Source organism: Streptomyces sp. NPDC028928 (assembly GCF_055564915.1).
Map to the genome: position 1 here is coordinate 370425 of NZ_JBVHVI010000007.1, position 26358 is coordinate 396782.

Sequence of the window (26358 nt, forward strand, 5' to 3'; positions counted from 1 at the left end):
GGACCTCAACTCTCCTTGTGCTTCAGGACCTCGGCGAGGCTCGGCGCCTCCCGGTCCCGCTGGGACATCGAAGCGACCGGCAGTGGCCACGGAATGGCCAGCTGCGGGTCGTCGAAGGCGATCGTCACGTCCTCGGCCGGGTCGTGCGGGCGGTCGATCCGGTACGAGGTGTCGGCGGTCCCGGTCAGCGCCTGGAAGCCGTGCGCGCACCCCGCCGGGATGTACAGGGTCGTCTGCGTCTCGTCGGACAGTTCGAAGAAGGCCCGGCCCAGGTACGTCGGCGACTGCGGTCGCAGGTCCACGACGACGTCGAAGATCCTCCCGTACGAGCAGCGCACCAGCTTGGCCTCGCCGGCCCCGGAGCGCAGGTGCAGGCCGCGCAGTACGCCCCGGGCCGAGCGGGACACGCTGTCCTGGACGAAGGCGTGCGGGTCGAGGCCCACCGAGCGGACCACGTCGGCGTCGAAGGTGCGGCAGAAGAAGCCGCGTTCGTCGGTGTACGGCGTCGGTTCGAACAGGTACGCGCCGGCGATCTCCGGGACTTCGGTCGCTTTCATGGAGCCTCCCGCGAGGTGTGGGCGTGGCCGGCCGCCGGGAACAGGGCCGTGGTCAAGGCGGTGAACTGCTGCTCGAGGTGCCGGGCGGCGGCCAGGTTCCGCTCGGCGAGCGTCCGCCGCAGCTTTGCCGACCGCTGCTCCAGGTCCCGGAACTGCGCGAGCAGCCGGTCGACGTCGACCTCGCGCGCCGGGTGGCAGTACGCGCCCAACCCCATCCGGTCCATGAGGGCGTCGCTCTTGGCCGCATAGCTGAGGGCGAGCACCGGCGTGCCGGTCTTCAGCGCGCAGATCAGGTTGTGGTACCGGACCGCCACCACGGTGTCGGCAGCCGCCATCTCCTTCATCAGGTCGGCCAGCGAGGCCGGCTCGGCGGCGGTGACCAGCGGCGAGTCCACCGCGTCGAGGATCGCGTCGACCACCGACTTGTCGCACTCGTCGCCGGTGAGCAGCCGGACCGGCCTGCCCTCCTCGACCAGCGCGCGGACGAACCGGATCGTCCCGTCGAGGTAGCGCCGGTGGATCTCCTCGGCCCGGGCGCGGTCGTCGTTGCCGCCGTGGAAGTCCATGACACCGACGCAGACCGTGCCCGGCGGGTCCGAGGGCGCGCTCACCCGCGACGGCGGCGTCGGCAGGGCGAACGCGAGGTCCGGGTAGACCTCGTCGCGCGCGGTGTCCACGCCCATCGCCCGCATCGCGTCACGGGACTGGGCGTCCCGGTACGACCGGTACGCGGCCAGCCGCGCCGACCAGCGCACCAGGGCCCGGGTGGGCCGGTCGCCGATCGTCGCGGCGCCGACGCCGACCAGTGCGACCCGGGTGCCGAACAGCCGGCCGGACGCGCAGAGCAGGAACAGGGAGTACGGCAAGCCCCACGGCCGCAGCGGCAGGGTGGCCTCCAGGACGCCCATGCCCGGCACGATCACCACGTCGTGCCGGCGCACCCAGGCGGCGGTGCGGAAGGCGTCGACGAGTTTGCCGAGCCCCTTCGCCGCGATCGCGCCCGCCCGTGACGCGGTCCGGTACTCCCCGCGGTACCAGTGCAGCCGCGTCGCGGGGATCCCGAACCGGGCCGCGACGGCCTCGGGTCCGCCGCACAGCGCGTCCACGACCGCCTCCGGGTGCTGGGCGCGCAGGTACCCGAGCACGGCTTCGAGCGACCCGTCGTTGCCGAGGTTGCCGGAGCCGAGCAGGCCGAACACCCCCACGCGTGGCGCAGTCCTCATGCCCGCCGCCCTTCACGGCCGGCGACGAGCGCGTCGACGGAGACGGTCAGCTTGGCCGGGTCGACCGGGGCGCGGTCCTCGACCCGCTCGCCGGCGCCCGGCCGGGCCCGGCTGGTCATCCACGCGGCCAGGTGGCGGTAGCACGCGCGCCGGTCGGCCGGGGTCAGCGGCGCCCGTCGGACCGCCGAGACGAAGCCCCAGACGTACTCGGCGAGCAGCCGGGGCGTCGGGTGCAGCGGGCCCGCCCGGCGCGGGTCCAGGTTGACGCACCGGGAGCGCTTGGAAGGGTTCGCCCGCTCGGCGCGGGTGGGGTGGTCGCGGCGGAAGTACAGCAGCTCCGGAACCTGGTGGAAGGGCCCGTGCAGGGCGATCTCGGCGACGAACGTGCGGTCCGCGTGGTGGTAGCTGTCCATCGGCTTCACCCGGCGCAGCACGTCGGCACGGATCACCCCGTAGAAGTCGTCGCCGCCGGGCTCGAAGAGCAGGCTGCGGAAGCGCTCCGGGGCGTGCGGGGAGGCGGTGGCGAGCGTGTACTCGTAGGGGACCTTCACCTGGCCGTCAGCGTCGATGACCGCCTGGTCGGCGTGCGCGAGGATCACGTCCGGCCGCTCGTCCAGCGCCTGGACGCAGCGCCGCAGCAGGTCCCGGGCGTACAGGTCGTCGTGCGAGGCCCACTTGAACAGCTCGCCGCGGCACTGGGTGAACACGTAGTTGTGGTTCGGCGTGGCGCCGACGTTCCGGAGCAGCCGGATGTACCGGATGCGGGAGTCCTGCGCGGCGTACTTGCGGCAGATGTCCTCGGTCCCGTCGGTCGAGGCGTTGTCGGAGACGACCAGCTCGAAGTCCTCGTAGGTCTGGCCGAGCAGGGCGTTCAGCGACTCGGCCAGGTACTCCTCGCCGTTGTACACGGGCAGGCCGATGCTCAGCCTGGGTCGGTCGGTCATGCGGTCCTCACTTCGGGGAGGGGATGGTGGTGCTCGCGCAGGGCGGACCGCAGGTGCAGCCACCACACGGCCGAGCCGCCGACGGTCGCGGCGGCGACGCCCCAGGCCGAGCCGACCGTGCCGGCCGCGGCCGCTCCGCCGAGCCCGCCGCCGACGTAACAGGCGGAGGCGAACAGCTGGCAGCGCAGGCTGCGCCGGGCCGCGCCGAGCGCGCGCAGCCCGGCCGCCGCGCCGGTGCCCAGACCCGCGCCCGCGACGCCGAGGGTGACCGGCACGATGAGCTGCGCGGCGGAGTGCCAGACGCCGCCGAGCACGAAGGCGCCGAGCCGGTTTGGCATCAGCAGCAGCGCCCCGCCCCAGAGCAGCGCGCCGGCGGCCTGCCCGCCACCCAGCAGGAGGCAGAACGCGCCGAGGCGGTGCGGGGCCCGCCGCAGCACCCGCGCCGCCTCCGGGACGGTGACCAGGGAAAGACCCATCAGCACGGCGAGGAACGGGCCGAGCAGCAGTTCGGCGCCCCGCACCGCACCCACCGCGCCGACCCCGACGATCGCGCCGAGCCCGTACGCCCGCAGCTGGCTCGCGCCGCTGAGGCTGACGTTCTCGACCAGGTACCGGTAGCCGAGATCGCGCTGCTCGCGAAGCCACCGGCGCGCCCCGGTCACCCGGGGCCGGATACCGGACTGGACGTAGCCGTACCCCGCGGCCACCGTGGCGGACGCGCCCCAGGCGAGCACGAAGGCGGCCACGCTGCCCACGCGGGCCGCCACGATCATGGCCGGGACGAGCGCGACGCCCCACACGACGTCGTTGACGAACGCCTTCCGCCCGGCCCCGGCGGCGAAGAACGAGAACCGCCAGGCGTCCTGCAGCAGCAGTCCCGGCAGCATGATGCCGAGGGCGGCGAACGCGGGCCCCACCCGGCCGCCCAGGGCCGGCCCGACCACCAGACACACGGCACCGATGGCGGCACCGACGCCGAGTGCGGTACCCGACGACCGCGCCACCGCCCCGCGCCAGGACGCGTCCGGCACGCCGCTGAAGCGCACCACGAGCGGGTCGGTGGCCAGGCCGCGGGAGACGTTGAGCACCACGCCGTAGGTCACCCAGGCCAGGCTGAACACGCCGAAGGCGGTCACCCCCAGCGAGCGGGCCACGTAGATGCCCACCGCGAAGTTGGACATGCTGGAGGCCGCCTGGTCGGCCAGTCCCCAGGACAGCCGGCCGACGAGGGCCCGCTTGGCGGATCCGCCCGGTGGCGCCGTCGTCCGCGGTTTCTCCCCCTCGGTGGTCATGGGCGTCATGCCTTGAGCAGCCCGGCGCCGTGCAGGGCGCCGGCGGCGGTGGCGACGGTGTCGAACGGCAGCCCGGACCGCTCGGCGACGTCCAGCAGACTGTGCTCGCCGTCGGAGAGGTTGAGCACCCAGAGCATGGCCATCTGGGCCTGCTTGGTGTCGCTGCGGCCGCCGAGCGCGTCGTACAGCCCGCGCCGGCCCAACTGCGGTTCGCCGTACGGGCTGAGGTTGAGATACCGCCGGTTGCGGTCCAGGACGGCGAACGCCTCGCGGCAGACCGCGAGGGTGTCCGCCATCGCCTCCGGGGAGACGAAGTCCAGGTTGTCCGCCGAGGTGTGGTACTCGGGGTAGCCCGCGTACGGGGTCCTGGTGAGCGAGCCCACGCCGAGATCGAACCCGGGCGAGCAGAACTGCCGCTCGTCGTAGCCGTACGGAGTGAACGCGGCGATGCGGTGCGGGCGTTCGGAGGCCTCCAGCACGTGCCGCATCACCCGGTCGATCTCCGCGTCACCGCGCCTGCTCTGCTTGTACGTCAGGCTGCCCGGGTCGCCGGCGCAGGCCAGCACCAGCCCGTGCTTGACCTGTTCCACCCGCTCCGCGTTGCGGGCCAGCCAGGTGATCGCCCCGATGGTGCCGGGCGCGAACAGGAACCGGTAGGTGTAGTACGGCGTCCGCTGCGCCAGCGACCGGGCCAGGAACGCCGCCACCGCGATGCCGGCCAGGTTGTCGTTGGCCAGCGACGGGTGGCAGACGTGGCAGGAGACGATGACCTCGTCGGGGACCTGTCCGGGGATCACGTGTTCGGCGTAGGTGAGGTGGCCGTCCGCGAGGGTGGAGTCGATGCGCACCTCGTACTCGCCGTCCGGCATCGCGTCCAGGGTCTCCTGGGCCAGGCAGAACCCCCATTCCCGCTGGTAGTAGCTGGTGCGGTACGGCACCCAGGACGGGTGGTCCGGCAGCGTGTGCAGGTGTCCGCGCAGCTCGGCCAGCGGCATGGTCGCCGACACCGGCACGCTGTAGCCGAGCACGTGCAGGCTGGACGCGGCGAAGTCGACGACCCGGTGGCCGGCGCTGTCGGCGATGTACGCGTCCCGGATGTTCCACTCCTGCGGCACCGTCCAGTCGAGCACCTGCGTCCCGGTCGGCACCTCGTGCACCTGTAGCGGGATGTACGCGCCGACGATGTCCAGGGTGGCGCGCACACCGTCGCCGGTGATGCTCCGGCACAGCGGGTACAGCCGCTCCACCAGGGCGTACATCTCCTCGCCGGCCGCGGTCACGGGCGCCACCGCAGGGTGTCGTCCACGGCACCGGCCTCGGACGCCGCGCGCAGCACGGCAAGGCGGGTGAAGCGCTGCGCGAAGTCCTCCCGGGTCAGCCCGTGGGTGCGGTAGGCGTCGGCTAGTTCGAGCGCGCCCTGCTTCACCGTCCACTCGCAGTCGAAGCCGGGCACCGCTGCGCGGAACCGGGAGAAGTCCACCCGGTACGACCGCGGATCGGCACCCGTCTCCCCGGTGATCACCACCTTCGCGCCGGACACCGCCTCGGCGACCTGCCCGGCGATCTCGGCGACCGTGACGTTGTTGGTCTCACTGCCGATGTTGAACGCCCGGTCGTGCACCGCTTCCCGCGGCGCGGTCAGCGCGGCCGTGAACGCGCGTGCGATGTCGGCGGCGTGCACCAGCGGGCGCCACGGGGTGCCGTCGGAGAGCACCAGCACCTCGCCGGACAGGAGCGCGTGGCCCACCAGGTTGTTCAGCACGATGTCGGCGCGCAGCCGGGGCGAGTAGCCGAAGGCGGTGGCGTTGCGCATGTACACCGGGCTGAAGTCGCCGTCGGCCAGCGCGTGCAGGTCGTCCTCCACCCGCACCTTGGACTCCGCGTACGGCGTCACCGGGCGCAGCGGGGCGTCCTCGGCGACCAGGTCGTCGCCGCCGGCGGCGCCGTAGACCGAGCAGGTCGACGCGTACAGGAAGCGCCGCACTCCGGCGTCGCGGGCCAGCCGGGCCAGGCGTACGGACGCGTGGTGGTTGATGTCGTAGGTCAGTTCCGGGGCCAGCGAGCCCAGCGGGTCGTTGGAGAGCGCGGCCAGGTGGATCACGGCGTCGACCCCGGCCACGTGGTCGGCCGTGACGTCACGCAGGTCCACCCGGTGCCCCGGCGGGTCCGCGGGCGTCGGGCCCAGCACGCAGTCGGCGAACAGGCCGGCGTCGAGGCCGACGACCTCGTGCCCGGCGGCGGCGAGGACCGGGGCCATGACGGTGCCCAGGTATCCCTGGTGTCCGGTGAGCAGTACGCGCAAGGTTCAACCCCCCAGGTTGAGCGTGAGTTTGGTGACGGCGAACGCCTCGGCGTATCGCTCGTGGCATTCGATGCCGCGGATCCGTGCCAGCCCGAGGAAGGCTTCGCGGTCGTACCAGGGCCGGTGCCGCTGCGAGGGGTAGTGCTCCTGCAGCAGCCGTACCTTCTCTTCGGCGATCTCAGGCGACAGCGGCTGGTACGCGGCCATCCGGCCGAGGTCGCCGTCCCACTTGACGATCTCGTAGCCGAGGACCAGGTGGTCGCGGAAGGCGGTGGGTATCAGCTTCGCCAGGCCGCGGTGGTCCTGGTGGGCGTCGTCGGTGCGCGGGGCCAGGATCAGATCCGGGTCGGTCCGCGCGCGCAGTTCCTCGACCGCGGCCTTGGCCTCGTCCCAGTACACGGGCAGCCGGCCGTCCGGCAGCTTGTGCACGGTCAGCCGCAGGTCGGCGCCCGGGCAGAAGGCGGCGAGCGCGGCCGCCTCCTCCTGCTCGCGCTCGCCGCCGCCGCCGGAGAGCACCAGCGCGTCGACGCGGACACCCGGCCGCGCGTGGCACAGCGTCAGCAGCGTGCCGCCGGCGCCGATGGCGATGTCGTCGCAGTGCGCCCCCACCGCGACGATCCTCTCCGGGCGCCCGGCCCCGAGCCGGATCACGCGCTCACCCCCGCGCTGTCCCGCTCCCACACGGCCCACGGGCGGTCGCCCCGCGCGTAGGCGGTGTCGAGCGCGGCCCGCTCCTTCACGGTGTCGGTCGGCTTCCAGAAGCCGCGGTGCTGGTGCGCCACCAGCCGTCCCCGCTTGGCCAGTTGGGCGCATCCGTCGGCGACCAGGTCCCCGTTCTCCGGGATGTGGTCGAAGACCTCCTGGCGGAGCACGAAGTAGCCGCCGTTCTCCCACAGCGGCAGTTCGCTCACCGCGGTGATGCCGCCCACCAGGCCGTCCTCGCCCAACTCCACGCAGTGGAACGACGACTGCGGCGGCACCACCATCATCGACGCACCCGCGTCGCGCTGCGCGAACTTCTCGATCATCTCCGGCAGCGGGGCGTCGGTGAGCACGTCGGCGTAGTTGGCGAGGAACATCTCGTCGCCGTCCAGGTGGTGCCGCACCCGGCGCAGCCGCTCCCCGATCGGGGACTCGATGCCGGTCTGCGCGAACGTGATCGTCCAGTCCGAGATGTCGGTGGACAGCAGCTCGGTCCGTCCGCCGCGCAGCACGAAGTCGTTGGACGTCGTCTCCTCGTAGTTGAGGAAGAAGTCCTTGATGTGGTGGGCCCCGTAGCCGAGGCAGAGGATGAACTCCTTGTGCCCGTAGTGCGCGTAGTAGCGCATGACGTGCCAGATCAGCGGCCTGGGGCCGACCATCGCCATCGGCTTGGGCACGTCGTCGGAGGATCCGTTGCGCATCCGCATGCCGTAACCGCCGCAGAACAGGACGACCTTCATGCTGTGACCTCTCAAGACGCGACCTCGACAATGCTCAGTTCCGGGATGGGGAAGACAAGGCGGCCGCCCCAGTCGTGTACGAAGGACAGCTGCTCGACCAGCTCGGCCCGCAGGTTCCACGGGAGGACGAGCACGTAGTCCGGTTTGTCGGCGGCGATCTGCTCGGGCGGCAGGATCGGGATGCGGGTGCCCGGGGTGAACCGGCCGTGCTTGTAGGGGTTGCGGTCGACCGTGTACGCGAGCAGGTCGGGCCGGATGCCGCAGTGGTTGAGCAGGGTGTTGCCCTTGCCGGGGGCGCCGTAGCCGACGACCGTCTGCCCGCGCTCGGCCGCCTCGATGAGGAACTTCATCAGGTCCCGGCGCACCTTGGCCACCCGGGCGGAGAACTCGGTGTACCCGGACAGCTCCTGCAGCCCGGCGGCCTTCTCCCGGGCCAGTACGTCGGCCACCTGCCGCGTCGGCTCGCCGGCCACCTCGGCGGGCCGGGCCCACAGCCGGATGGAGCCGCCGTGCGTGGGCAGCAACTCGACGTCCACGAGCGCGAGTCCGCCGCTCGCCAGTGCCCGGATCGCGGACGCGACCGTGTAGTACTGGAAGTGCTCGTGGTAGATCGTGTCGTACTGGTTCTCCTCGATCAGGGTCAGCAGGTGCTGCACCTCGATGGAGACCCAGCCGTCGTCGGCGACCAGGGCGCGCAGCCCCTGCGTGAACCCGACCACGTCGGGGATGTGCGCGTACACGTTGTTGGCCACGACCAGGTCCGCCGGGCCGTGCTCGGCGCGGACGGCCGAGCCGGCCTCCGGGCTCAGGAACTCGGTGAGCGTGGGCACACCCGCGTCCCGGGCCGCGGCACCGACGTTCACCGACGGCTCGATGCCCAGGCAGCGGATCCCCCGGTCCACCACGTGCCTCAGCAGGTACCCGTCGTTGCTCGCGACCTCCACCACGAAGGCGTCGGGTCCGAGCCCCACCCGCTCCACGGCGTCGGCGACGAACGTGCGTGCGTGCTCCACCCAGGAGGTGGAGTACGAGGAGAAGTACGCGTACTCCTTGAACGTCTCCTCCGGTGTGATCAGCGGCGGGATCTGCGCCAGCCAGCAGTCGGTGCAGACCCGCAGGTGCAGCGGGAACGCGGGCTCCGGCTGGTCCAGTTGGTCCGCGGCGAGAAAGCTCTCGCACGGTGGCGTCGCCCCGAGGTCGACGACGCTCGCCAGCGCCGCCGAGCCGCACAGTCGGCATCGTGTCATGTACTTCCCCCCATTGATTCCGTCCGACCCGCGATCGCGGTGCGGTACTCCTCCACCAGGCGCTCGAGACCGACGGCCGGGCTGAAACCCTGCTCGTAACGGCTCCGGGCCGCCTGGCCCATCTCCCGGCCCAGGGCCGGCTCGGCCGCGAGCCGGCGTATGCAGGACGCGAGCGAGGCGGACTCGCCCGGCCGGTGCAGCAGCCCGGTGACCCCGTCCTCGACGAGTTCGACGAAGGCGCCGTGACCGGCGGCGACGGTCGGGACGCCGGCCGCCATCGCCTCCACGACCACCAGACCGAACGCCTCCAGCCACGTCGAGGGAGCCACCACGGCGACCGACCGCGCGATGGCCTCACGGCACTGCGCCGGGTCCAACAGGCCGACGTAGCGCACGTCGTCCCGACGCGCAGCCCAGGCGGTCACCTCGCGCTCCAGTGGCCCGGTGCCGGCGATCACGAGCGGCACGCCCACACCGCCGCTCGCCGCGATCTCGTCCCACGCGGCCATGAGCAGCCGTACGCCCTTGGCCTCCGCGAGCCGGCCGAGATAGAGCAGATGCTCTCCCTCGCCCGTTCGGCACGTGCCCGGGTCGGGCACGAAGTTGTGCTTCACCGCCAGCCGCTCGGGCGGCATGCCGGCCCGCACCAGGACGTTGCGCTGCGCCGCGGAGATGCAGAGGAACCGCTCCACGCCGGACCACCACCGCCGCCGGTTGACCGACATGCTGACCGCGAGCGGCACCGTCGCCAGCCGGGAGTTCCGGTAGCAGCCGTGCCGGACGGCGGGCAGCGGTGCCGCCGACCCGACGCACTCGGTGCACGGCCGGCCGTCCCGCTGCAGCGTGCCGGGCGGGCAGACCTGGGTGTAGTTGTGCAGCGTGGCGACGGCCGGCACGCCGGCGTCGGCACAGGCGGCGAGGACCGCGGGCGACAGGAGCGGGAAGACATTGTGGACGTGGACGACGTCCGGACGGCCGGTGCGGAGCCGGGCGGCGAGTTCCGTGCGGACCGCCGGGTTCCACGGCACCAGGAGCGGCACCGCGGCCTTGCCCAGCAGGGACCGGGCGGCGATGTCGTCGCTGCGCCGCTCGAACACCTCGACCCGGTGGCCGGCCCCGCGCAGCAGCGCCACCTCCTGGTCGACGACCTTGTTCTCCCCGCTCGGCTGCGCCGAGGCGTAGCGGTTGTGCACCACAAGGACGTGCATGCTCACGTCACCTCCGATCTCTGGGCCCATCGCGGGACACGCCGTCGACGGATGTCGGGCGCCGGCAGGGGAGTGGCCGCGGCGGGTGCCGCCAGCAACGAGGCGGCCAGGGCCAGATGCAGCAGATACGGCGAGGCGTCGCCCAGCCCGGCCTCGGTGTACGACGCGATCGCGCAGTAGCTGATCAGGAAGATCGCGCAGGCCCTCGACAGCGACGGAGGCCGCAGCAACGCGACGCCGCCCAGCACGATGACGACCGCCGCCACGAGGGTGACACCGGTCAGCCCCTGCTCGTGGTAGACGGCCAGCCAGCTGTTGTCGATCGGCAGCCCGCCGAACGACTTGTCGCCCAGGCCCGTGCCGAACAGCTGCTCCGAGGTCGTCCGGGGCGCTGCCAGCAGGGCGTCCCAGACCTTGGCCCGGCCGGTGAGGCTGGAGAAGTTCTCCTTGCTCTGTCCCCGCAGGAACCACGCCTGGAGCACGGAGCCGAGAGCGACCGCGGCCACGGCGGCGCACAGCACCGCCCAGGCGAAGAACCGGCGGGCGGCGGCGCTGGTCAGGACGAGCGAGCCGATCGCCAACGCCAGCCCGATGAGCAGGCCGAGCGTGGCCGTCCGGGTATGGGTCAGCGCGAGCAGGACGAGTGACGGCACGATGACCAGCGCCGCGCTGGTCCTGTCGGTCCGGCGGCCCAGTACGAGCAGCACGGTGAGCCCTGTGATCACCGCGGCGTACTGTCCGATCTGGGGCGGGGTGAGCGGCCACAACGCGCCGACCAGCCGTCCGCCGTAGAGGTCGGGCATGGCCGCGCCCGGTGAGACGACCAGGCCGGCGGCCACCGACCCGAGCACCGCGAAGTACATCCGGATGTGGTGCCGGACGAACGTCAGGCCGCCGTCCCACCAGCGGCTGAGCAGCCACAGCGTGCCGACGAAGAGAGCCAGCCGGGCGCAGCGGAACAGCGCGCCGAACCCGGACTCCAGGTCCGCGCTGGAGATCACGCTCGGCACCAGCAGCAGGGTGAGCAGGAAGACGTAGGCGCTGGCTCGGACGCGCAGCCGGAGATTGACCGCGAGTGCCAGCGCGAACGCGGCGACCAGCGCACCCATGGTGACCATCTGGATGAGGGAGCGGGGCAGCGGGACGATGGTCTTCGCCCCGGCGGAACCGAGCGTGTCGAGGACCAGCAGCCCCCAGACGACCCCCACGGTCTTCGGTGTCTCCTCGCCCATCTCAACCACCGGCCCGTGGGTCGAAGGTGCTGCCCGCGTCCTGCTGGTACGGCGTGCCCTGCCACTGCCCGTAGTCGAGTGTCCGGCTCGGGTCGTGGGCGACGAACTTCCACGGTCCGAGGTAGACGTTGTCGTGCCAGCGGTTGTGCTGCTTGCGGGTGATCGCCTCGGCCACCCGCTCGCCCTGGTACGGCGACCAGTCCGGGTAGGTGCCGTAGTTGGCCAGTACCGCCATCCGGTCGCACTGCACCGTGCAGCCGACGACGGACTTGTCCAGCACGAAGCGGTTGTGGTGGATGTCCACCCGCTGGGTCTTCCACCGGCAGTCGGCGTAGAGCGGTGCGGTGGCGATCGCCGGCTGTGCGCAGCGGCCGGTGTTCTTCACCAGCAACGTGCAGTCACCGGACGACGTGTTGGCCGGGCTGTTGCAGAACCGGTCGGCGTTCTCCCACAGGGTGATCCCGGACCAGTTGTTCTCCAGCAGGTTCCCGTAGATCTCGATCTCGTCCGTGCGGGCTCGGATCCGTGGTTCGCCGCCGGACTCGGACACGTAGACGGTCGCGAACGGGAAGGTGTCGCCGCGGTCGGCGTACCTGCGGCCCTCGACCCGGTTGTTCCGCCGGATCGTGTTCTTCCGGATGACCGCGTTGTAGCTGGTCTCGTAGATCAGCGCGGCGCCGTCGTTGGCCTCCAGCACGTTGTCCTCGATGCGGAAGTCGTTGTTGTTGGTGTCCGCCCACAGCCCGGCCCCACGGTTGTCGTGCACCCAGTTGCCGCGCACGTCGGCGCCGCCCACGGCCCAGAACTTCACGCCCCCGGTGCAGCCGCAGCCCGGCCGCCGCCGCTCCCAGTCGTCCCTGTTGTTGCCCACGATCTCGTTGTCCTCGACCACCAGATCGCGGATGGGGCCGCCGGCCTTGTACGCGTTCATGCCGTACTGCCCGTTGCCGCGCAGGCAGTTGGCGCGGACCCGCTGGTGGGCACCGGCCATCAGTCCGGCGCCGGAGTTGTTCTGGATCGTCGCGTGCTCGATCACCCACCCGTCGGCCGAGTCATGGTTGACCACGCCCTCGTTCTGCGGCGCGACGAAACCCTGCACGGTCAGGTGGCGGATGGTGACGTCGCGGGCGGTGCCGCTGAACGCGTACTGGTTCTTCCGCCGGCCGTCGAGCACCGCGCCCGGCGCACCGAGGTAGCGGTTCCCCTCCTTGGGGACGATCTGGGCGTAGCGGTCCGGGTCGAGCCTGTGCCTGCCCGGCCGAAGCCAGAACGTGGTGTGCGGGGGGTGGCTCTTGGTCTTCGCCGCCAGGTCACCGACCACCCGGGGGTCGACCGTCACCGCGCCCGCCGGCGCCTTCGCCGGCCCGGCCGCGGGTTCGGCGCACACCCGGGCCACGGACCGGGCCGCGGACGTGGACGGCGCGGCGGTCGGCGCGGCGGCCGGCTTCGCCCCGGCGTCCGGCGTGCCGTCACAGCCGGCCGCCGTCAGCAGGGCCAGCGCCAGCGGTGCCGCCGCCCACGCCCAGGGCCGCCTCCTGATCCCCACGCGCCCCCCTAGCCGTGGAACCTGAGCACGGTGGTGAAGCCCTCCGCGCCGTCGGTGAAACCGGTGCCGACCAGCGTGGTGGTGGGTTCCTTGCGCCCGAAGCCGGCGGAGTACCAGCCCAGCGGCGGGCCGGTCTCGCCGCGGTGCGCCCGCCAGGACAGCTGCCCGGGCAGGTCGAGCACCGCGGAGCGGTCCTCGCCGTCCCGGGTCCAGGTGAGCACGGCCCGATGGCCCGCCAGGTCCGCGGTGATCGCCGGCCCGAGGTGGAACGCCAGACGCGCGGCCCGGCGCGGGCCGCGCACCTCGTCCACCACCCTCAGCTCCTGGCTCGCGGCCGTCAGCTCCACCCGGCGGCGGTGCACGGAACCCTGGTACCCGTCGTGCTCGGCACACCAGCGGGCCACACCCTCACCGGAGGGGTCCGCGGTCAGGACGCGGCTCGTGGCGTGCCGGGTCCACAGGAACGGGCCGCCGGAGACGGACTGGTCACCGCCGTCCAGTTGCAGGGTGTTGTGGCCGAGGGTCGAACGGAAGTACTGCCGCCACTCGGGCTGCCCGTGGTAGCAGTACGTCCCCGGGTCGGCGAGCACGTCGACCCCGTCGTGCCGGACCTCCACGGACAGCGCGTCCGCGTGGGCGTGCGCGGCGATGGACAGGAAGCCGTGCGGACCGCCGTCGCAGCGGCACCAGATCTTCTCAGGGCCGCGCAGGATGGTGAGCCCCGCGTCGGCGAAGTGGGCCGGCCGGCTCGCCGGGCGGGTCACGGGCAGTTCGGTGGGCTTGATGAGCGCGGCGAGCAGCGGGGTGCGCACAGCGGTGCCGGGCACCTCCGGCCACCAGGCGAGCCGGCCGAACACGGCGTCCCCGGTGGCCAGCAGCGAGGCCCAGCGGTCGGTGCCCGTGCCGTCCACGACCAGACCGTGCCCGTCGTCCGCGTCCCCCTGGCGCGGCGGCCGTAGCCGGTTGTCCACGACGGCGGCGAGCGCGTCGGTCATCCGCAGCAGCACCAGCCGGACGGACGCGGGGACCGGCACGCCCGCGGCATCCGCCTCGGCCACCGCGGCCAGGCCCAGCTCCAGCACGAGTCCGTGATACTCGGTGGCCAGCTCGCGGTTGAGGCCGGAGCCGAAGGTGTTGCCGCGCAGGTGCCGCTCCAGCGACCGCAGCGCGTCGGCTCGCCAGCGCGCCGAGGCGGGGAACCACCCGAACGCGCAGGCCGCGGCGAACTGCCCGGCGGCCTCGGCGACGACGTGGTTGTTCGCCGACGACCCCCGGCTCGGGAAGGCGGCCAGCCAGCGCTGGTGGTGCCAGATCTGGTTCCGCGCCACCGGGTTGTCCTCGAACAGGGCGGCCGCGCCCGGCCAGCCGTCGAGCAGCCGGCGGATCCACACCCAGGACAGCAACCGGATCCCCAGCTCGATGCCGCTGGTCCAGTGCACTCCGCGCAGCGGCGCGTTGCCCGCCCACCACGACCGCAGGTGCTCGGCCACCCGCTCGGCGTACCGCTCGTTCCCGGTGAGCGCGTAGGCGGCGGCGAGCACGGTGAGGTACTGGTGCCGGGACAGCTCCCAGATCTGCTTGATGTCCCCGACCGCGTCCTCGTTCCGGTACGGCACGTCGAAGGCGTAGCCCCACGGAGCCCGGCGCCCGGTCTTCGGGTCGTACCACCAGTCCGGGTCGGCCATGTCGTCGCGGACCACCCCGAAGAACTCGGCGTGCCCGGACATCAGCCGGTCCGCCTCGGCGACGAGCCGTTTCGCGGCGTCCGGTGGTACCGCGGCGATCGCCCCGGCGGGCAGTACGGCGGTGAACCGGGCGCCGGTCACGTTCGGGCAGTCCGGCCGCGCCGACCGCCACCGCCGCCTGCGCACCGCGTCGCCCACCCGGCCCGCGACCTCCTGCGGTCCCATCCGGGACAGCCGCCGCAGGTACCAGCCCGGACTCCCCGAGCTCACGGTCATCGCGCCCTCGCCAACGTCACCGGCGCACCGCCGGCCAGGCCTGCCTGCACGGCGAGGGTGGCCGCCGTGGTGGCGACCAGCGACTGAAGCGGCACCGGCATCGGCCCGCCGGTCCGCACGGCCTTGACGAACGCGGCCAGTTCGGCGTTCTGCCCCTTGTCCCGGGCCTTGGGCAGCCGCGAACTGACCCACCGCTTGCGGCCGTAGACCGAGGCACGGACGAAGTCGTCGAGCCGCAGCGCACGGCCGTCCGCGACCAGGTCCAGGGTCTCCTTGGGGAAGCCGGCCGGGCCGGTGGTGACGTAGCTGATGGTGGCGGTGGACCCGTCCGGGTAGCGCAGTACGACCTGCAGGTCCTCGTTGCCGGACGTGGCGGTCGCGTACACCGAGACCGGGTCGGCGTCGAGCAGCCAGCTCGCCGTGTCGATGAAGTGGCCGCCCTCGCCGGCGAACCGTGAGCCCTCGGTGCCCTGGTGGAGGTACCAGCTGCCGGGCTGCAGCCGGCCCGCGTTGACCAGGTAGCGGAGGTTCGCCGGGCCGGTCCGGGCGCCGAACCGCTGTTTGGCCTCCCGCAGCAGCGGCGCGAACCGGCGGTTGAAGCCCACCTGCAGCCGGTCGTTGCCGGACTCCTCCACCGCCGCGAGCACACCGGCCAGCTCGTCCTCGGTGAGGGCCAGGGGCTTCTCCACGAACACGGTCTTGCCGGCCAGCAGTGCTCTTCGGGTGAGTTCGGCGTGCGAGCTGTGCCGGGTGACGACGAACACCGCGTCGACGGACGTGTCGCCGAGTACGGCGTCGAGGTCGGTGGTCGCCTCGGCGAAGCCGAACTTCCGCTGCGCGTTCGCCGCGGACAGCGCCGTCGTGGTGACGACGGTCGACAACTCGACGCCGTCGCGCTGTGCCAGGTGCGGCAGCAGCATCGACGTCGCGTAGTTCCCCGCGCCGACGAAGGCGAGCCGTACCGGCGAACCGGCAGCCCGGGCCGCAGCCGCACTCCGCCGCACGTTCACCGCGGGCACGGCCACCTCCGGGGCCGGTGCCTCCTGCGCGTGTCCGGGGTAACGGAACAGCACGGCCACGGCCTTCAGACCGCCGTCCTTCAGGCTCTGGTACGTCTCGACGGCGTCATCGAAGTCGGCGACGTGGGAGACCAGGGGCTCCACGTCGACGCTGCCGCGGGCGGCGAGGTCGAGGAAGCAGGCCAGATTGCGGCGCTCGGTCCAGCGCACATAGCCGATCGGGTAGTCGCGCCCCTCCAGCTCGTACTCCGGGTCGTAGCGCCCGGGGCCGTAACTGCGGGAGAACCGGACGTCGAGCTCTTTCTCGTAGTACGCGTTCCACGGCAGGTCCAGGCGGCACTTGCCGATGTCGACGACCCGGCCGCGGTCCCGGCTCAGCTTGGCGGCCAGCTCGACGGGCTGGTTGCTGCCGCCGCCGGCGGCCAGGTACACCTGGTCGACGCCGTGTCCGCCGGTGAGTTCGGCGACGGCGCTCTCCACGGCCATGGACGCCGGATCGCCGCAGGCCGCCGCGCCCAGGCGCTCGGCGAGTTCGCAGCGCGCCGGGTCGGGGTCGGCCCCGACGACGCGGACCCCCGAGGCGGCGAGGAGCTGCACCACCAGCTGTCCGATCAGCCCGAGGCCGATGACCAGCGCCACCTCGCCGAGCTGCGGCTCGCCGCGGCGGACGCCCTGCAACGCGATCGACCCGACGGTGCCGAAGGCCGCGTGCCTGGGCGCGAGGCCGTCCGGCACCGGGGTGTAGAGGTTCTTCGGCACCCAGTTCAGCTCGGCGTGCAGCGCGTGCTCGTTGCCGGCGCAGGCCACGAGGTCGCCGACCTTCACGTCGTCGATCCCGGCACCGACCTGTTCGACCACCCCGCACAGCGAGTAGCCCAGCGGGGTGTAGGAGTCCAGCTTGCCCATCACCTTGCGGTAGGTGGCGGGCACCCCGTTGGTGGCCACGCTCTGCATGACCTTGGCCACCTGGTCCGGGCGGGAGCGGGCCTTGCCCAGCATCGACATGCCGGCCTCGGAGACCTTCATCAGCTCGGTCCCTGTAGAGATCAGCGAGTAGGCGCTGCGGACCAGCACACCGCCCGGCTTGCACCCCGGCACCGGCACGTCGAGCACCGCCAGCTCGCCGCTCTTGTAGTTCTGCACAACCTGTTTCACCCGAACTCCTCTGAAATTCCTAAGCCGTCAACCGAGTGCTCTGGCCGGACCCAGAGGTCGCGTCGCGGTACCAGTACTCAAGGGTCAGCACGTGCCACAGATGCTTGGAGAAGTCCCGCTGCCCGGCGGCGTCCTCGGCGACGAGCCGCCGCAGCGCGTCGCGGCGCAGGAACCCGGAGCGGACGAGTTCGCCGTCGTTGACCACCTCGCGCACCAGCGGGGCCAGATCCCGGCTCATCCAGGCCCGCAGCGGGGCGCTGAACAGGCCCTTGGGCCGGTAGACGATCTCCCGGGGCAGGATGGAGGTGGCCGCCTCCTTGAGGACGGCCTTGCCCTGCCGCCCGACGATCTTGCGTTCGCCGGGCACGGCGAACGCCGCCCTGACCACCTCGACGTCCACGTACGGCACCCGGACCTCGGTCGACGCGGCCATGCTGGAGCGGTCGGTGTACGTGAGGTTCAGGCCCGGCAGGAACATCCGGGCGTCGGTCAGGCACATCCGGTTGACGAAGTCGTCGAGGTCGTTGTCCTGGTAGGTGTCCGCGTGTTCGGTCAGTACGTCGTCGACCGTCCCGGCCAGGTCCGGATCGAGCAGGGCGAGCAGCTCGTCCTGGTCGTACATGGTGTAGCTGCGCCGGAACGCGGTCTCCTCCGGCAGATCGGCGAAGGACAGGAACCGCTTCGCGAAGCGCACCGACCGGTACCCCCGGCGGCTCGTCGCGACCGGCAGCAGGTCCACGGCCGCGGACACCCCGCGCCGCAGGGGCCGTGGGACGCGCTGGTAGCGCAACGCGATCAGGTTGGCCAGGTGCTTGCGGTACCCGGCGAACAGTTCGTCGGCGCCCATCCCCGAGAGCATCACCTTGACCCCGGCCTCCCGGGCGGCCGAGCAGATCAGGAACGTGTTGATCGCGGCGGGGTCACCGATCGGCTCGTCCAGGTGGTACGTCATCCGCGGCAGCAGGTCGAGCACGTTCGGAGCGATCTCGATCTCGTGCAGGTCGACGCCGAACCGCTCGGCCACCTGCCGGGCGTAGCGCAGGTCGTCCGGCATGGCCTCGAACCTGGCGTCCTCGGCGCGGAACCCGATCGTGTAGGCGGAGATCCCGGGTCGGTGGCGGGCCGCCAGCGCGGTCAGCCAGCTGGAGTCCAGGCCGCCGGAGAGGAAGGTCGCCACGGGCACGTCGGAGAGCAGGTGGCGCCGCGTCGACTCCTCCACGACGGCGGCGATGTCCGGCCGTTCGCCGGCCCGGGCCCGCTCCCGGCCCTCGGCGGCGACGTCCTTCAGGTTCCAGAACCGGCCGCGCTCCACCCTGCCGTCGGGCCGGCACCTCAGCCAGCTCCCCGGCGGCAGTTTCTCCGCTTCGCGGAACGCGCACCGTGAGTCCGGCACCCAGTAGTACAGCAGCGAGGCCACCAGCGCCGCGTGGTCCACCTCCAGCGTTTCGCCGGTCGCGGCGGCGAGCGCCTTCAGCTCGGAGGCGAACACCAGGCCAGCGCCGCGCCGGAGCAGGAACAGCGGTTTGACGCCGAGCTGGTCGCGGGCGAGCACCAGGTCACCGGTGCGCTCGTCGAAGACGCCGAACGCGAACATGCCGCGCAGCCGGGGCAGGCAGTCGGTGCCCCAGCGCCGCCAGGCCTCCAGCAGCACCTCGGTGTCGGAGGTACCGCGGAAGCGCACCCCGGCGGCTGCCAGTTCGGCCCGCAGCTCGGGCGCGTTGTACAGCTCGCCGTTGTACGTCAGGACGAGGCCGTCCTTGCCCATCGGCTGGGCGCCGGTCCCGGAGAGGTCGATGATGGCCAGCCGGCGGTGCCCGAGGTGCACTTCGCCGTCACCGGCCCGGTGGCTGTACCGGCCCGCCCCGTCCGGACCGCGGTGGGCGAGGGTGTCGGTCAGCCGGTCGGTCACGGCCTTCCCGTCCGGCCACCGGTATGTGCCTGCGATGCCACACATGTCCTACCGTGCCTCCTGGTCGCTGTCCGGGACCCGTGCCGCCCACATCGGCAGCCGCTCCGTCCGATGGCGGCCCTCCGCCACTGCCTGAACGGCGTGGGAGGTACCCCCACCGCCCTGCCGGGCCGGCCGCTCGCCGTGGCCGCGCAGCGCGATGTGCAGCCCGTCCCACAGCGTGCCGTCGGTCCGGTCACGCGGATCGGGGTCGACCAGCACCACACCGATCACCGGAATGCGCTGGTCCGCGAGCTGGCGCGCCACGGTGTGCAGCCATGCGGCGCTGCCGTGCCCGGCGCGCACGACGAGCACGGTCCGGGTGCCGAGGTACTGGAGGTCGGTCCACGCCGTGCCGGGCGCGACCGAGCCGACGCCGAGCCGGAGCCCCTGGTGCGGCACGGCCTCGGTGCCCTCGTCGCCGACCACGGCCGGGTCTCCCGGCTTCTGTCGGCGGCCCGCGAGCTGCCGGCCGGGCAGACCGTCGACGACGACCACGGGCCCCTCCGCGGCCAGTGCCCTGGCGACGTCCAGGGCGATCACGCTCGTGGTGCGCGCACAGCCCAGTTCCAGCAGTGACACCGGTTCCGCGGAGCCGCGCACGGTGCGGGCCAGGGACGCGGTGAGCCGTTCACGGGCCGCCCGGGTCCTTCGGCGCTGCCACAGCCCGGCCGGCCGGCGGGGCGCGCGGGGCAGCTCCGCGACGACCGAGGCGCCGAGGTTGGCCGCGATCTCCCGGCGCAGCACCGGGCGGTCCGCCACCACCGCGCCGACCGCGGCCACCGCGAGCCCGAGCACGAGCCCGAGGACGAGCCCTATCGCGGCGTCGGTGACAGCGGACCTGGGCAGGGAGTGCCGTACCGCGCGCGGGGCGTCCACGATCTGCGTGCCGGCGACGAGCTGGGGCGTGCCCATGCGCGCCTCCTCGGCGCGCTGGTCGAAGTCGGCGATCCGCGAGGTGAGTTCGGCCCGGCGGGCGAACAGCGACTCCATGCTCGCCGACGCCTTGGGGTCGCTCTGCGGCGGTCCGTCCCCGATCGCCTTGTTGACGTCTGCGAGTTCCCTCCGCATGCGGTCACGCTGGTCGACCAGGGCCTTCGCCTCGGCCTTCGCGGTCTCCCGCATCCGCCGCACATGGTCCGCGACGAACGCGTCGGCCAGCGCCTTGGCCCGGGCCACCGCGTCCGCGTCGCTGTCACCCGTCACATCGATCTGCAGCAGGTTGTTGGTCAAGCCGGTACCGCGGTAGTCCCGCATGAAGTCCTCCGGGTCCTCCGGGGACTTGAGGGACCGCAGGGCCTCGCCGGCGATCCGCGTGGTGTGCAGCAGCGCGACGTCGGTGCGGATCAGCGTTCCGGTGTCGTTCGGCTGGTCCTCCTTGTGCGTGACCAGCACCTTGGTCACCGCGGTCGGGGGCTGCGGCAGCAGGACCGCCACCGCCGCGCCGACCAGCAGCCCCAGCAGCGCCAGGGAGCACCACAGGCGGCGGCGCCTGCGCACCGCCACCACCAGCGCCTGCAGATCCAGCAGGGGAGCGGCGGCCGACGACTCCGGAGTCTTGCCCGTCGTCACACTGAACCTCCCGTCGCGCGGCCGCGCACCGCGAGCGCCACCGTGGCCTCGTCCGCGGGCCGGACGGGCCCGGACCGCGCCGGACGGGCCCGGACCGCGCCGGCGACGACGATGCCGACGACCTCGTGCCCCGCGTCCGCACACGCCTCGGCGACACCGGCCAGCTCGCCCGCGGTCCAGCTGCCCGCGCTGAGCACCACCAGGGCACCGGACTCGGTGTCCCGGTCCGGCACCAGCGGCCGGGACACCGAAACCTCCACCACCCGCAGCATGGGGCAGCCGCGGCTCGAAGTGCCCGGGGAAGGATCGCTCTCGGCCTCGGCGACGAGCTGCCCGGCGGCCCGGCGGGCGGTCTCGTCGCCGTCCGGTACCACAACCAGCAGCCGCCGGGCGGCCGGCACCTGGTCCCGGAGGCGAGCACACACCCGCCGGTAGCGGATCTGCCTGCCGGCCTCGCCGCCGGACGGCTGCGGGGTCGGTACGTCCCACCGGGTGTCGACGCCCAGCAGCCAGCGGATCCAGGCCCGCGGGCCGCCGTCCTCCGGTCGGCGCGTGGGCCGTTCGGCAGGTACGTCGACGGTACCCAGCAGCACGGAGCCCAGCGCCGCGGCGATCTCCGGTGCGGTGCGCGGCCGGCGACTCACCCGTGCGGCGGCGAGATGGCCGATGACCGTGAGCAGGAAGAACAGCAGCGCCCCGGCGACGATCAACTGCGTCCTGGTCGGCGCTGCCTCGCCGGTCGGCCGGGTCGCCGGCCCCATGACGACCATGGTGGCCTTGTCGGTCGCCGGGTCGGCCTCGTCCAGCTTTTTCATGGCGTCCTGCAGCGCGGTCCGCAGCTTCTCCAGCTCGGTGCGGGCCTGCACGCTCTCCACGGTCTGCCCCGGATCCGCCGCCTCCGCCAGGTCGGTGATGCGGCGGTTGGTCTGCACCACCATCTTCCGCAGTGTCTCGGGCCCGGCCGCCGACTCGGGGTCGGTGCTGTCGCCCGTGAGCCGCGCGGCGAAGGTGACGAACTGCTGGGCCACCTGGTCGGAGAGCCGCTGCGCACGCTCCGGGGTATCGGCCGTACCCGAGATCCTGATGATGTTCCCGTCGGCGGCCTTGGCGCTCACCCGGTCCCGCAGCTCTCTGCCGCCGACCCCGGGCCAGCGGAGCGTGGCGGCCGCGCGGTCGACCACCACCGAACTGGTCGCGATCTCTGCCTGGGTCAGCAGCTCGCGCTCCTCCCACTGCCCCGGCAGCAGTACCGATGCCGAGGTCGTGTACCGCGGCGGAAACAGCAGGGAGGCGCCGTAGCCGACGAGCGCGCCCACCAGGGTGAGGACGGCGAGCAGCCGCCGGCGCCGACGGAGAATCCGCCCGATCGTGACCAGGCGTATCGTGTCATCGCTCAACGGCGCGGCCTCTTCCCTGCCCGGTCCGGGGCGCCGGCCGGCACCGGAGCGTGGTCACGGCAGGCAGCGGCGTAGGCGGCGAGCAGCGACGCTTGCGAGTTCCGCCAGGAGAGCGGTCCGCTGATCCGCTCCTGGCCGATCCTGCCCATCCGGGCCCGCTTCTCGGGATCGTCCAGCAGCACCGCGATGAGCTTGGCGAACTGGGCCTCGTCGTCGGCGGGCGCGTAGACGGCGGCGTCACCGGCGGAGACGCGCGCCTCCTTCAGGTCGAACGAGACGATCGGCCGGCCCATCGCCATGTACTCCAGGACCTTGTTCATGGTCGACACGTCGTTGAGCGGATTGCGCGGGTCGGGGGAGAGGCACACGTCCGCCGTGGACAGGTAGCGCACCAGGTCGGCGTCCGGAACGCGCCCGGTGAACTGCACCTGGTCGGAGAGCCCGAGCCGCCGGGACAGCTCCACCATCGCGTCGAAGGCGTCGCCGGAGCCGACGAACACCGCGTGCCAGTCGGTCCGCCCGAACTCGTCCCGCAGCTTCGCGAGGGCGCGCAGGGCGTAGTCGACGCCGTCCTGTGGGCCCATGACCCCGAGGTAGCACAGCAGATGAGGCTTGCCGCGTTTCAACTCCGGTTCGGGCGGAACTGGTTGGAACCGCTCGATGGCGGGCGCGCTGCGCACCACGAAGACGTCCTCGGGGCGTCGGCCGCCTCGGCGTATCGCGACGTCCCGGTAGCTCTCGTTCGTGGCGAGCACGACGTCCGCGGCCCGGTAGGTCCGCCGTTCCAGCGCGCACACGGCGCGGTAGAGCAGGTCCTCGCCGCGGTCGAACCGGGAGAGGTACAGCTCGGGCACCAGGTCGTGCTGGTCGAAGACGAACCGCGCGCCGCGCCGCTTCAGCCACAGGGCCGGCAGGAACAGCAGGTCGGGCGGGTTGCAGGCGTGGACCACGTCGACCGGGCCGACCTTCCGGGCCAGCCGGGCCGTGTGCCACAGCGCCGATCCGTACTCCTTCAGGTAGCCGGCCGGTCCTCCGGTGGCGGCGCGCAACGGGTAGCGGTGGATCCGCACGCCGTCGATCTCCGCCTCGGCCTCCGTGTCCCGCTTGCTGCCCTGCGGACAGATGACGTGCACGGTCCAGCCCGCGTCGCGCAGCGTCGTGCATTCCTGCCACACCCGCCGGTCGAACGGCACCGACAGGTTCTCCACCAGGATCAAGGCGCGCCGGCCCGATCCGTCACCGCGTATCGCGTCACCAGGCAAGGCCCACGTACCCCGGTTCGGCCCGGCGCGCCTCGGCGTCGGGAAGGCGTATGAGATCGATGATCACCGGGCCGTCGCCGTGCGGCAGCGCGGAAAGGACGGCCGGATCCCTGGTCCCGACCAGGCACACCTCGGCGTGCTCCAGCACTTCGTCGACGGAGTCCGCGAGCAACTGCGCGAGGTGCGGCAGCCGGTTCTCGATGTACTCGCGGTTCGCGCCGATCAGCCGGGAGAGGCTCACGTTGGCGTCGTGGATCCGCAGGTCGTACCCCTTGCCGAAGAGCCGCTCCGCCAGTTCGACCAGCGGGCTCTCACGGAGGTCGTCGGTGCCGGGTTTGAAGGACAGCCCGAACACACCTATCCGGCGCTTGCCGGTGCGCTCGACCAGCTCCACCGCGCGCTGCAGATGGTCGGAGTTGGAGGGCAGTACGTGGGCGAGGATGGGTACCGAGACGTCGGCCCGCCGCGCCGCGTGGACCAGGCTGCGCAGGTCCTTGGGCAGGCAGGAGCCACCGAAGGCGAAGCCGGGCCGCAGGTAGGCGGGGCTGATGTTCAGCTTGCGGTCGGCCAGGAACACGTCCATCACCTGGTGCGAGTCCACCCCGAGCGCCTGGCACACCGCGCCCAGCTCGTTCGCGAAGCCGATCTTGAGGCCGTGGAACGCGTTGTCCGCGTACTTGATCGCCTCGGCCGTCGGGACAGGCACCCGGAACACCTCGCCGGGCAGGCCGTCGTACAGGGCCGCCACCGCGTCGCCGCTCGCCGTGTCGAGTTCACCGATGACGGTCTTGGGCGGGTCGAAGAAGTCCCGCACGCTCGTGCCCTCGCGCAGGAACTCCGGGTTGACCGCGACCCCGATGTCCACCCCGGCCGTACCGCCGACGGACTTCTCCAGGATCGGCACCAGCAGGTTCAGACAGGTGCCCGGGAGCATGGTGCTGCGGAAGACGACGGTGTGCCGCCCGCCCCGCTCGGCCAGGGCCGCGCCGATCTCCTCGGTGACCCGCTCCAGGTACGTGGTGCACAGGCTGCCGTTGGGCTCCGACGGCGTGCCCACGCAGACCAGTGACACCTCGCTGCCCATGATCGCCTCGCGGACGTCGCCGGTGGCGCGCAGCGCCCCGGTCCGCACGACCTCGGCGGTGAGTTCGCCGATCCGCTCCTCGACCACCGGGGCCTTGCCGTCGTTGACCAGGTCGACCTTCACCTGGTTCACGTCCACCCCGATGACCTCGTGCCCCATGCTGGCCAGGCACGCGGCCGACACGCAGCCCACGTAGCCGAGCCCGAAAACGCTGACTCTCATGACCCGTTCCTCCCCCCAGGCAGGCCTTGTGGCCTGCGGTCCGCGCGCCCGGCCGGACGACCCCCGCGCATCAGTAGGCGCCCTGTCCGTAGACCACCGCACGCAGCGTCTTCCACAAGATCACTGTGTCCAGGGCGAGCGACCAGTCCTCCACGTACCGCAGGTCCAGCCGGACCGCCTCCTCCCACGACAGGTCGCTGCGTCCGCTGATCTGCCACAGACCGGTGAGTCCGGGCTTGACCAGCAGCCGCCGCCGGATGTCCGGCCCGTACGCAGCGCACTCCTCCGGCAACGGAGGCCGCGGGCCGACGAGCGACATCGATCCGGTGAGCACGTTGAAGAGCTGCGGCAGCTCGTCGATCGAGTACCGGCGCAGCACTGTGCCCACCCGGGTCACCCGCGGATCCCGGCGCATCTTGAACAGCGGGCCGGCGCCCTCGTTGCGGTGCGCCAGCTCGGCACGTGCCCCGTCCGCACCGACGACCATGGTGCGGAACTTGTACATGGTGAACTCGCGGCCGTCCTTGCCGACCCTGCGCTGGCGGTAGAACGCCCCACCCCGGCTGTCCGCCACCACGAGCAGCCCGACGAGCACCATCAGCGGCGCGAACAGCACCAGCAGGATCGCCGCGCCCATCCGGTCGACGACCTCTTTGACCGCCCGGCGGCCCCCGGTGAAGGCCGGCATGCTGACCCGCAGCAGCGGGATCCCGAGCACCGCGTCGACGTGCAGCCGGGGGCCGGCCACCTCCATCAGCACGGGTGCCACGACCATCTCGGCGTCGCTGCCTTCGAGGTTCCAGGCCAGCCGTTGCAGCCGGTCCGGTGACCAGTGCGGGTCCGGGGTGACCGCGACGACGCGGTAGCCGTCGCGGCGGACGTGGTGGGCGACGTCCGCCAGCCGGCCGACGATCGGCACTCCGTCCAGTTCGTCACCGTCGAGCCCGAGACCGTCCGTCGTGCACACCGCGTCCACGCGCCAGCCGAGGTGCGGGAACTTGCGGGTTCGGGTGATCAGGTCGCGCACGGTGGCCGCGCTTCCGGCGGCGAGCACCGGTCTCAGGCACCGTCCTTCCTTCCGGTGTTTGTGCAGCCACAGACGCAGCAGATACCGCGCGGTCATGGTGACCAGCGCGATCGCGGGGATCGCGACGAAGATCCAGAGTTTGATGTTGCGTGAGGTGAGGGCGATTCCGCCGAGCGCCAGTACGACGGTCGCCGTGAACAGTGAGCGCCCGAGCCGCCGGAATTCCTCGGCGCCCTGGCCGAGCACGGCCGGAGCCCACGACCGGCTCACCGCGAGCGCCCCCAGCACGAGTAACTCGGTGCCGAATGCGAGAATCCCCCACTTCTCGTGCCAGTTGGCCGCGTCCCGGGCCCCGAAGAAGTTGCCGATCGCCGCCACCACGAAGGCGGTGGCCACGGTATCGCTGATGATCACGGTACGGCGGTACCGCTGCTCCCAGTCGTTCGCGGGATGGCTGATTGTCCCGTTCTCCAGACGCCCGCGCGTCGACGGAAACGAGCTGACAAGTCCCCCTTGCCGCACAGAACCCCCCCAGGTCCCAGTGGTTCGACGTGTTCGCCTAACACTGTTCCTCCCCTCGGGAGGCCCCCGCCCCCCGCACTGTTCCTCCCCTCAGGAGGCCCCCCGCGCATGCCGTCCCGGCTGTTTCGGAGTTACTTGGACAACCCGCCCCTGCGGCAGCGGATTCGCATGACCCGCCACGCGCTCAAGGTGCGTC

20 protein-coding genes are annotated in these 26358 nt (G+C 72.5%); all 20 read right to left on the minus strand.

The features are described from left to right. Positions 1-5: 5 nt before the first annotated feature. A complete protein-coding gene (gene rfbC, locus ACZ4U1_RS19495) occupies positions 6-557 on the minus strand; it encodes a dTDP-4-dehydrorhamnose 3,5-epimerase (protein WP_467904657.1) in 552 nt (183 codons plus the stop codon). Then, positions 554-1780: a polysaccharide pyruvyl transferase family protein gene (locus ACZ4U1_RS19500; protein ID WP_467904658.1), complete on the minus strand. Its 1227-nt coding sequence runs from the start codon at positions 1778-1780 to the stop codon at positions 554-556. The genes rfbC and ACZ4U1_RS19500 overlap by 4 nt, the downstream gene beginning before the upstream one ends. After that, positions 1777-2724, minus strand: a complete 948-nt coding sequence (locus ACZ4U1_RS19505; RefSeq protein ID WP_467904659.1) for a glycosyltransferase family 2 protein — start codon at positions 2722-2724, stop codon at positions 1777-1779. The genes ACZ4U1_RS19500 and ACZ4U1_RS19505 overlap by 4 nt, the downstream gene beginning before the upstream one ends. Next, entirely contained in the window at positions 2721-4016 is a 1296-nt protein-coding gene (locus tag ACZ4U1_RS19510; protein ID WP_467904660.1) for a hypothetical protein, read from the minus strand. Before ACZ4U1_RS19510 ends, ACZ4U1_RS19505 begins: the two co-directional genes overlap by 4 nt. Positions 4017-4021: 5 nt before the next feature. Next, positions 4022-5305, minus strand: coding sequence for a DUF4910 domain-containing protein (locus ACZ4U1_RS19515; RefSeq protein WP_467904661.1), 1284 nt, complete (start codon positions 5303-5305; stop codon positions 4022-4024). Next, positions 5293-6318 carry an NAD-dependent epimerase/dehydratase family protein gene (locus ACZ4U1_RS19520; protein WP_467904663.1) on the minus strand — a complete coding sequence of 342 codons (1026 nt, stop codon included), beginning with the start codon at positions 6316-6318 and terminating at the stop codon, positions 5293-5295. The genes ACZ4U1_RS19515 and ACZ4U1_RS19520 overlap by 13 nt, the downstream gene beginning before the upstream one ends. Positions 6319-6321: 3 nt before the next feature. Then, positions 6322-6969 carry a PIG-L deacetylase family protein gene (locus tag ACZ4U1_RS19525; protein WP_467904665.1) on the minus strand — a complete coding sequence of 216 codons (648 nt, stop codon included), beginning with the start codon at positions 6967-6969 and terminating at the stop codon, positions 6322-6324. Continuing rightward, a complete protein-coding gene (locus tag ACZ4U1_RS19530; protein WP_467904667.1) occupies positions 6966-7760 on the minus strand; it encodes a sugar phosphate nucleotidyltransferase in 795 nt (264 codons plus the stop codon). Before ACZ4U1_RS19530 ends, ACZ4U1_RS19525 begins: the two co-directional genes overlap by 4 nt. 11 nt (positions 7761-7771) lie before the next feature. Continuing rightward, positions 7772-9007, minus strand: coding sequence for a class I SAM-dependent methyltransferase (locus tag ACZ4U1_RS19535; protein WP_467904668.1), 1236 nt, complete (start codon positions 9005-9007; stop codon positions 7772-7774). Next, a complete protein-coding gene (locus ACZ4U1_RS19540) occupies positions 9004-10215 on the minus strand; it encodes a glycosyltransferase (protein WP_467904670.1) in 1212 nt (403 codons plus the stop codon). The genes ACZ4U1_RS19535 and ACZ4U1_RS19540 overlap by 4 nt, the downstream gene beginning before the upstream one ends. Before the next feature lie 2 nt (positions 10216-10217). Further along, positions 10218-11447, minus strand: coding sequence for an O-antigen ligase domain-containing protein (locus ACZ4U1_RS19545; RefSeq protein WP_467904671.1), 1230 nt, complete (start codon positions 11445-11447; stop codon positions 10218-10220). Position 11448: 1 nt separating this feature from the next. Then, positions 11449-12993, minus strand: a complete 1545-nt coding sequence (locus ACZ4U1_RS19550) for a right-handed parallel beta-helix repeat-containing protein (RefSeq protein WP_467904673.1) — start codon at positions 12991-12993, stop codon at positions 11449-11451. Between the two features lie 8 nt (positions 12994-13001). After that, positions 13002-14954, minus strand: a complete 1953-nt coding sequence (locus tag ACZ4U1_RS19555; RefSeq protein WP_467904674.1) for a heparinase II/III family protein — start codon at positions 14952-14954, stop codon at positions 13002-13004. Continuing rightward, positions 14951-17128, minus strand: a complete 2178-nt coding sequence (locus tag ACZ4U1_RS19560; RefSeq protein WP_467904675.1) for a bi-domain-containing oxidoreductase — start codon at positions 17126-17128, stop codon at positions 14951-14953. Before ACZ4U1_RS19560 ends, ACZ4U1_RS19555 begins: the two co-directional genes overlap by 4 nt. Positions 17129-17147: 19 nt before the next feature. After that, a complete protein-coding gene (gene asnB, locus ACZ4U1_RS19565; RefSeq protein ID WP_467904677.1) occupies positions 17148-19082 on the minus strand; it encodes an asparagine synthase (glutamine-hydrolyzing) in 1935 nt (644 codons plus the stop codon). 3 nt (positions 19083-19085) lie between these two features. Beyond that, entirely contained in the window at positions 19086-20648 is a 1563-nt protein-coding gene (locus tag ACZ4U1_RS19570) for a Wzz/FepE/Etk N-terminal domain-containing protein (protein WP_467904679.1), read from the minus strand. Next, positions 20645-22045: a Wzz/FepE/Etk N-terminal domain-containing protein gene (locus tag ACZ4U1_RS19575; protein ID WP_467904681.1), complete on the minus strand. Its 1401-nt coding sequence runs from the start codon at positions 22043-22045 to the stop codon at positions 20645-20647. The genes ACZ4U1_RS19570 and ACZ4U1_RS19575 overlap by 4 nt, the downstream gene beginning before the upstream one ends. Next, positions 22042-23307 carry a glycosyltransferase family 4 protein gene (locus tag ACZ4U1_RS19580; protein WP_467904682.1) on the minus strand — a complete coding sequence of 422 codons (1266 nt, stop codon included), beginning with the start codon at positions 23305-23307 and terminating at the stop codon, positions 22042-22044. Before ACZ4U1_RS19580 ends, ACZ4U1_RS19575 begins: the two co-directional genes overlap by 4 nt. Beyond that, positions 23297-24613, minus strand: coding sequence for a nucleotide sugar dehydrogenase (locus tag ACZ4U1_RS19585; RefSeq protein WP_467904684.1), 1317 nt, complete (start codon positions 24611-24613; stop codon positions 23297-23299). The genes ACZ4U1_RS19580 and ACZ4U1_RS19585 overlap by 11 nt, the downstream gene beginning before the upstream one ends. A 70-nt stretch (positions 24614-24683) precedes the next feature. Further along, complete coding sequence (locus tag ACZ4U1_RS19590) at positions 24684-26162, minus strand: sugar transferase (RefSeq protein ID WP_467904686.1); 1479 nt, start codon at positions 26160-26162, stop codon at positions 24684-24686. Positions 26163-26358 lie beyond the last annotated feature (196 nt).

Bases quoted from the DNA above. Each gene is read 5' to 3' on its own strand.
- ACZ4U1_RS19555 (WP_467904674.1), bottom strand. From the start codon at position 14,954: ATGACCGTGAGCTCGGGGAGTCCGGGCTGGTACCTGCGGCGGCTGTCC.
- ACZ4U1_RS19535 (WP_467904668.1), bottom strand. From the start codon at position 9,007: ATGACACGATGCCGACTGTGCGGCTCGGCGGCGCTGGCGAGCGTCGTC.
- ACZ4U1_RS19545 (WP_467904671.1), bottom strand. From the start codon at position 11,447: ATGGGCGAGGAGACACCGAAGACCGTGGGGGTCGTCTGGGGGCTGCTG.
- asnB (WP_467904677.1), bottom strand. From the start codon at position 19,082: ATGTGTGGCATCGCAGGCACATACCGGTGGCCGGACGGGAAGGCCGTG.
- ACZ4U1_RS19585 (WP_467904684.1), bottom strand. From the start codon at position 24,613: ATGAGAGTCAGCGTTTTCGGGCTCGGCTACGTGGGCTGCGTGTCGGCC.
- ACZ4U1_RS19530 (WP_467904667.1), bottom strand. From the start codon at position 7,760: ATGAAGGTCGTCCTGTTCTGCGGCGGTTACGGCATGCGGATGCGCAAC.
- ACZ4U1_RS19500 (WP_467904658.1), bottom strand. From the start codon at position 1,780: ATGAGGACTGCGCCACGCGTGGGGGTGTTCGGCCTGCTCGGCTCCGGC.
- rfbC (WP_467904657.1), bottom strand. From the start codon at position 557: ATGAAAGCGACCGAAGTCCCGGAGATCGCCGGCGCGTACCTGTTCGAA.
- ACZ4U1_RS19540 (WP_467904670.1), bottom strand. From the start codon at position 10,215: ATGCACGTCCTTGTGGTGCACAACCGCTACGCCTCGGCGCAGCCGAGC.
- ACZ4U1_RS19510 (WP_467904660.1), bottom strand. From the start codon at position 4,016: ATGACCACCGAGGGGGAGAAACCGCGGACGACGGCGCCACCGGGCGGA.
- ACZ4U1_RS19505 (WP_467904659.1), bottom strand. From the start codon at position 2,724: ATGACCGACCGACCCAGGCTGAGCATCGGCCTGCCCGTGTACAACGGC.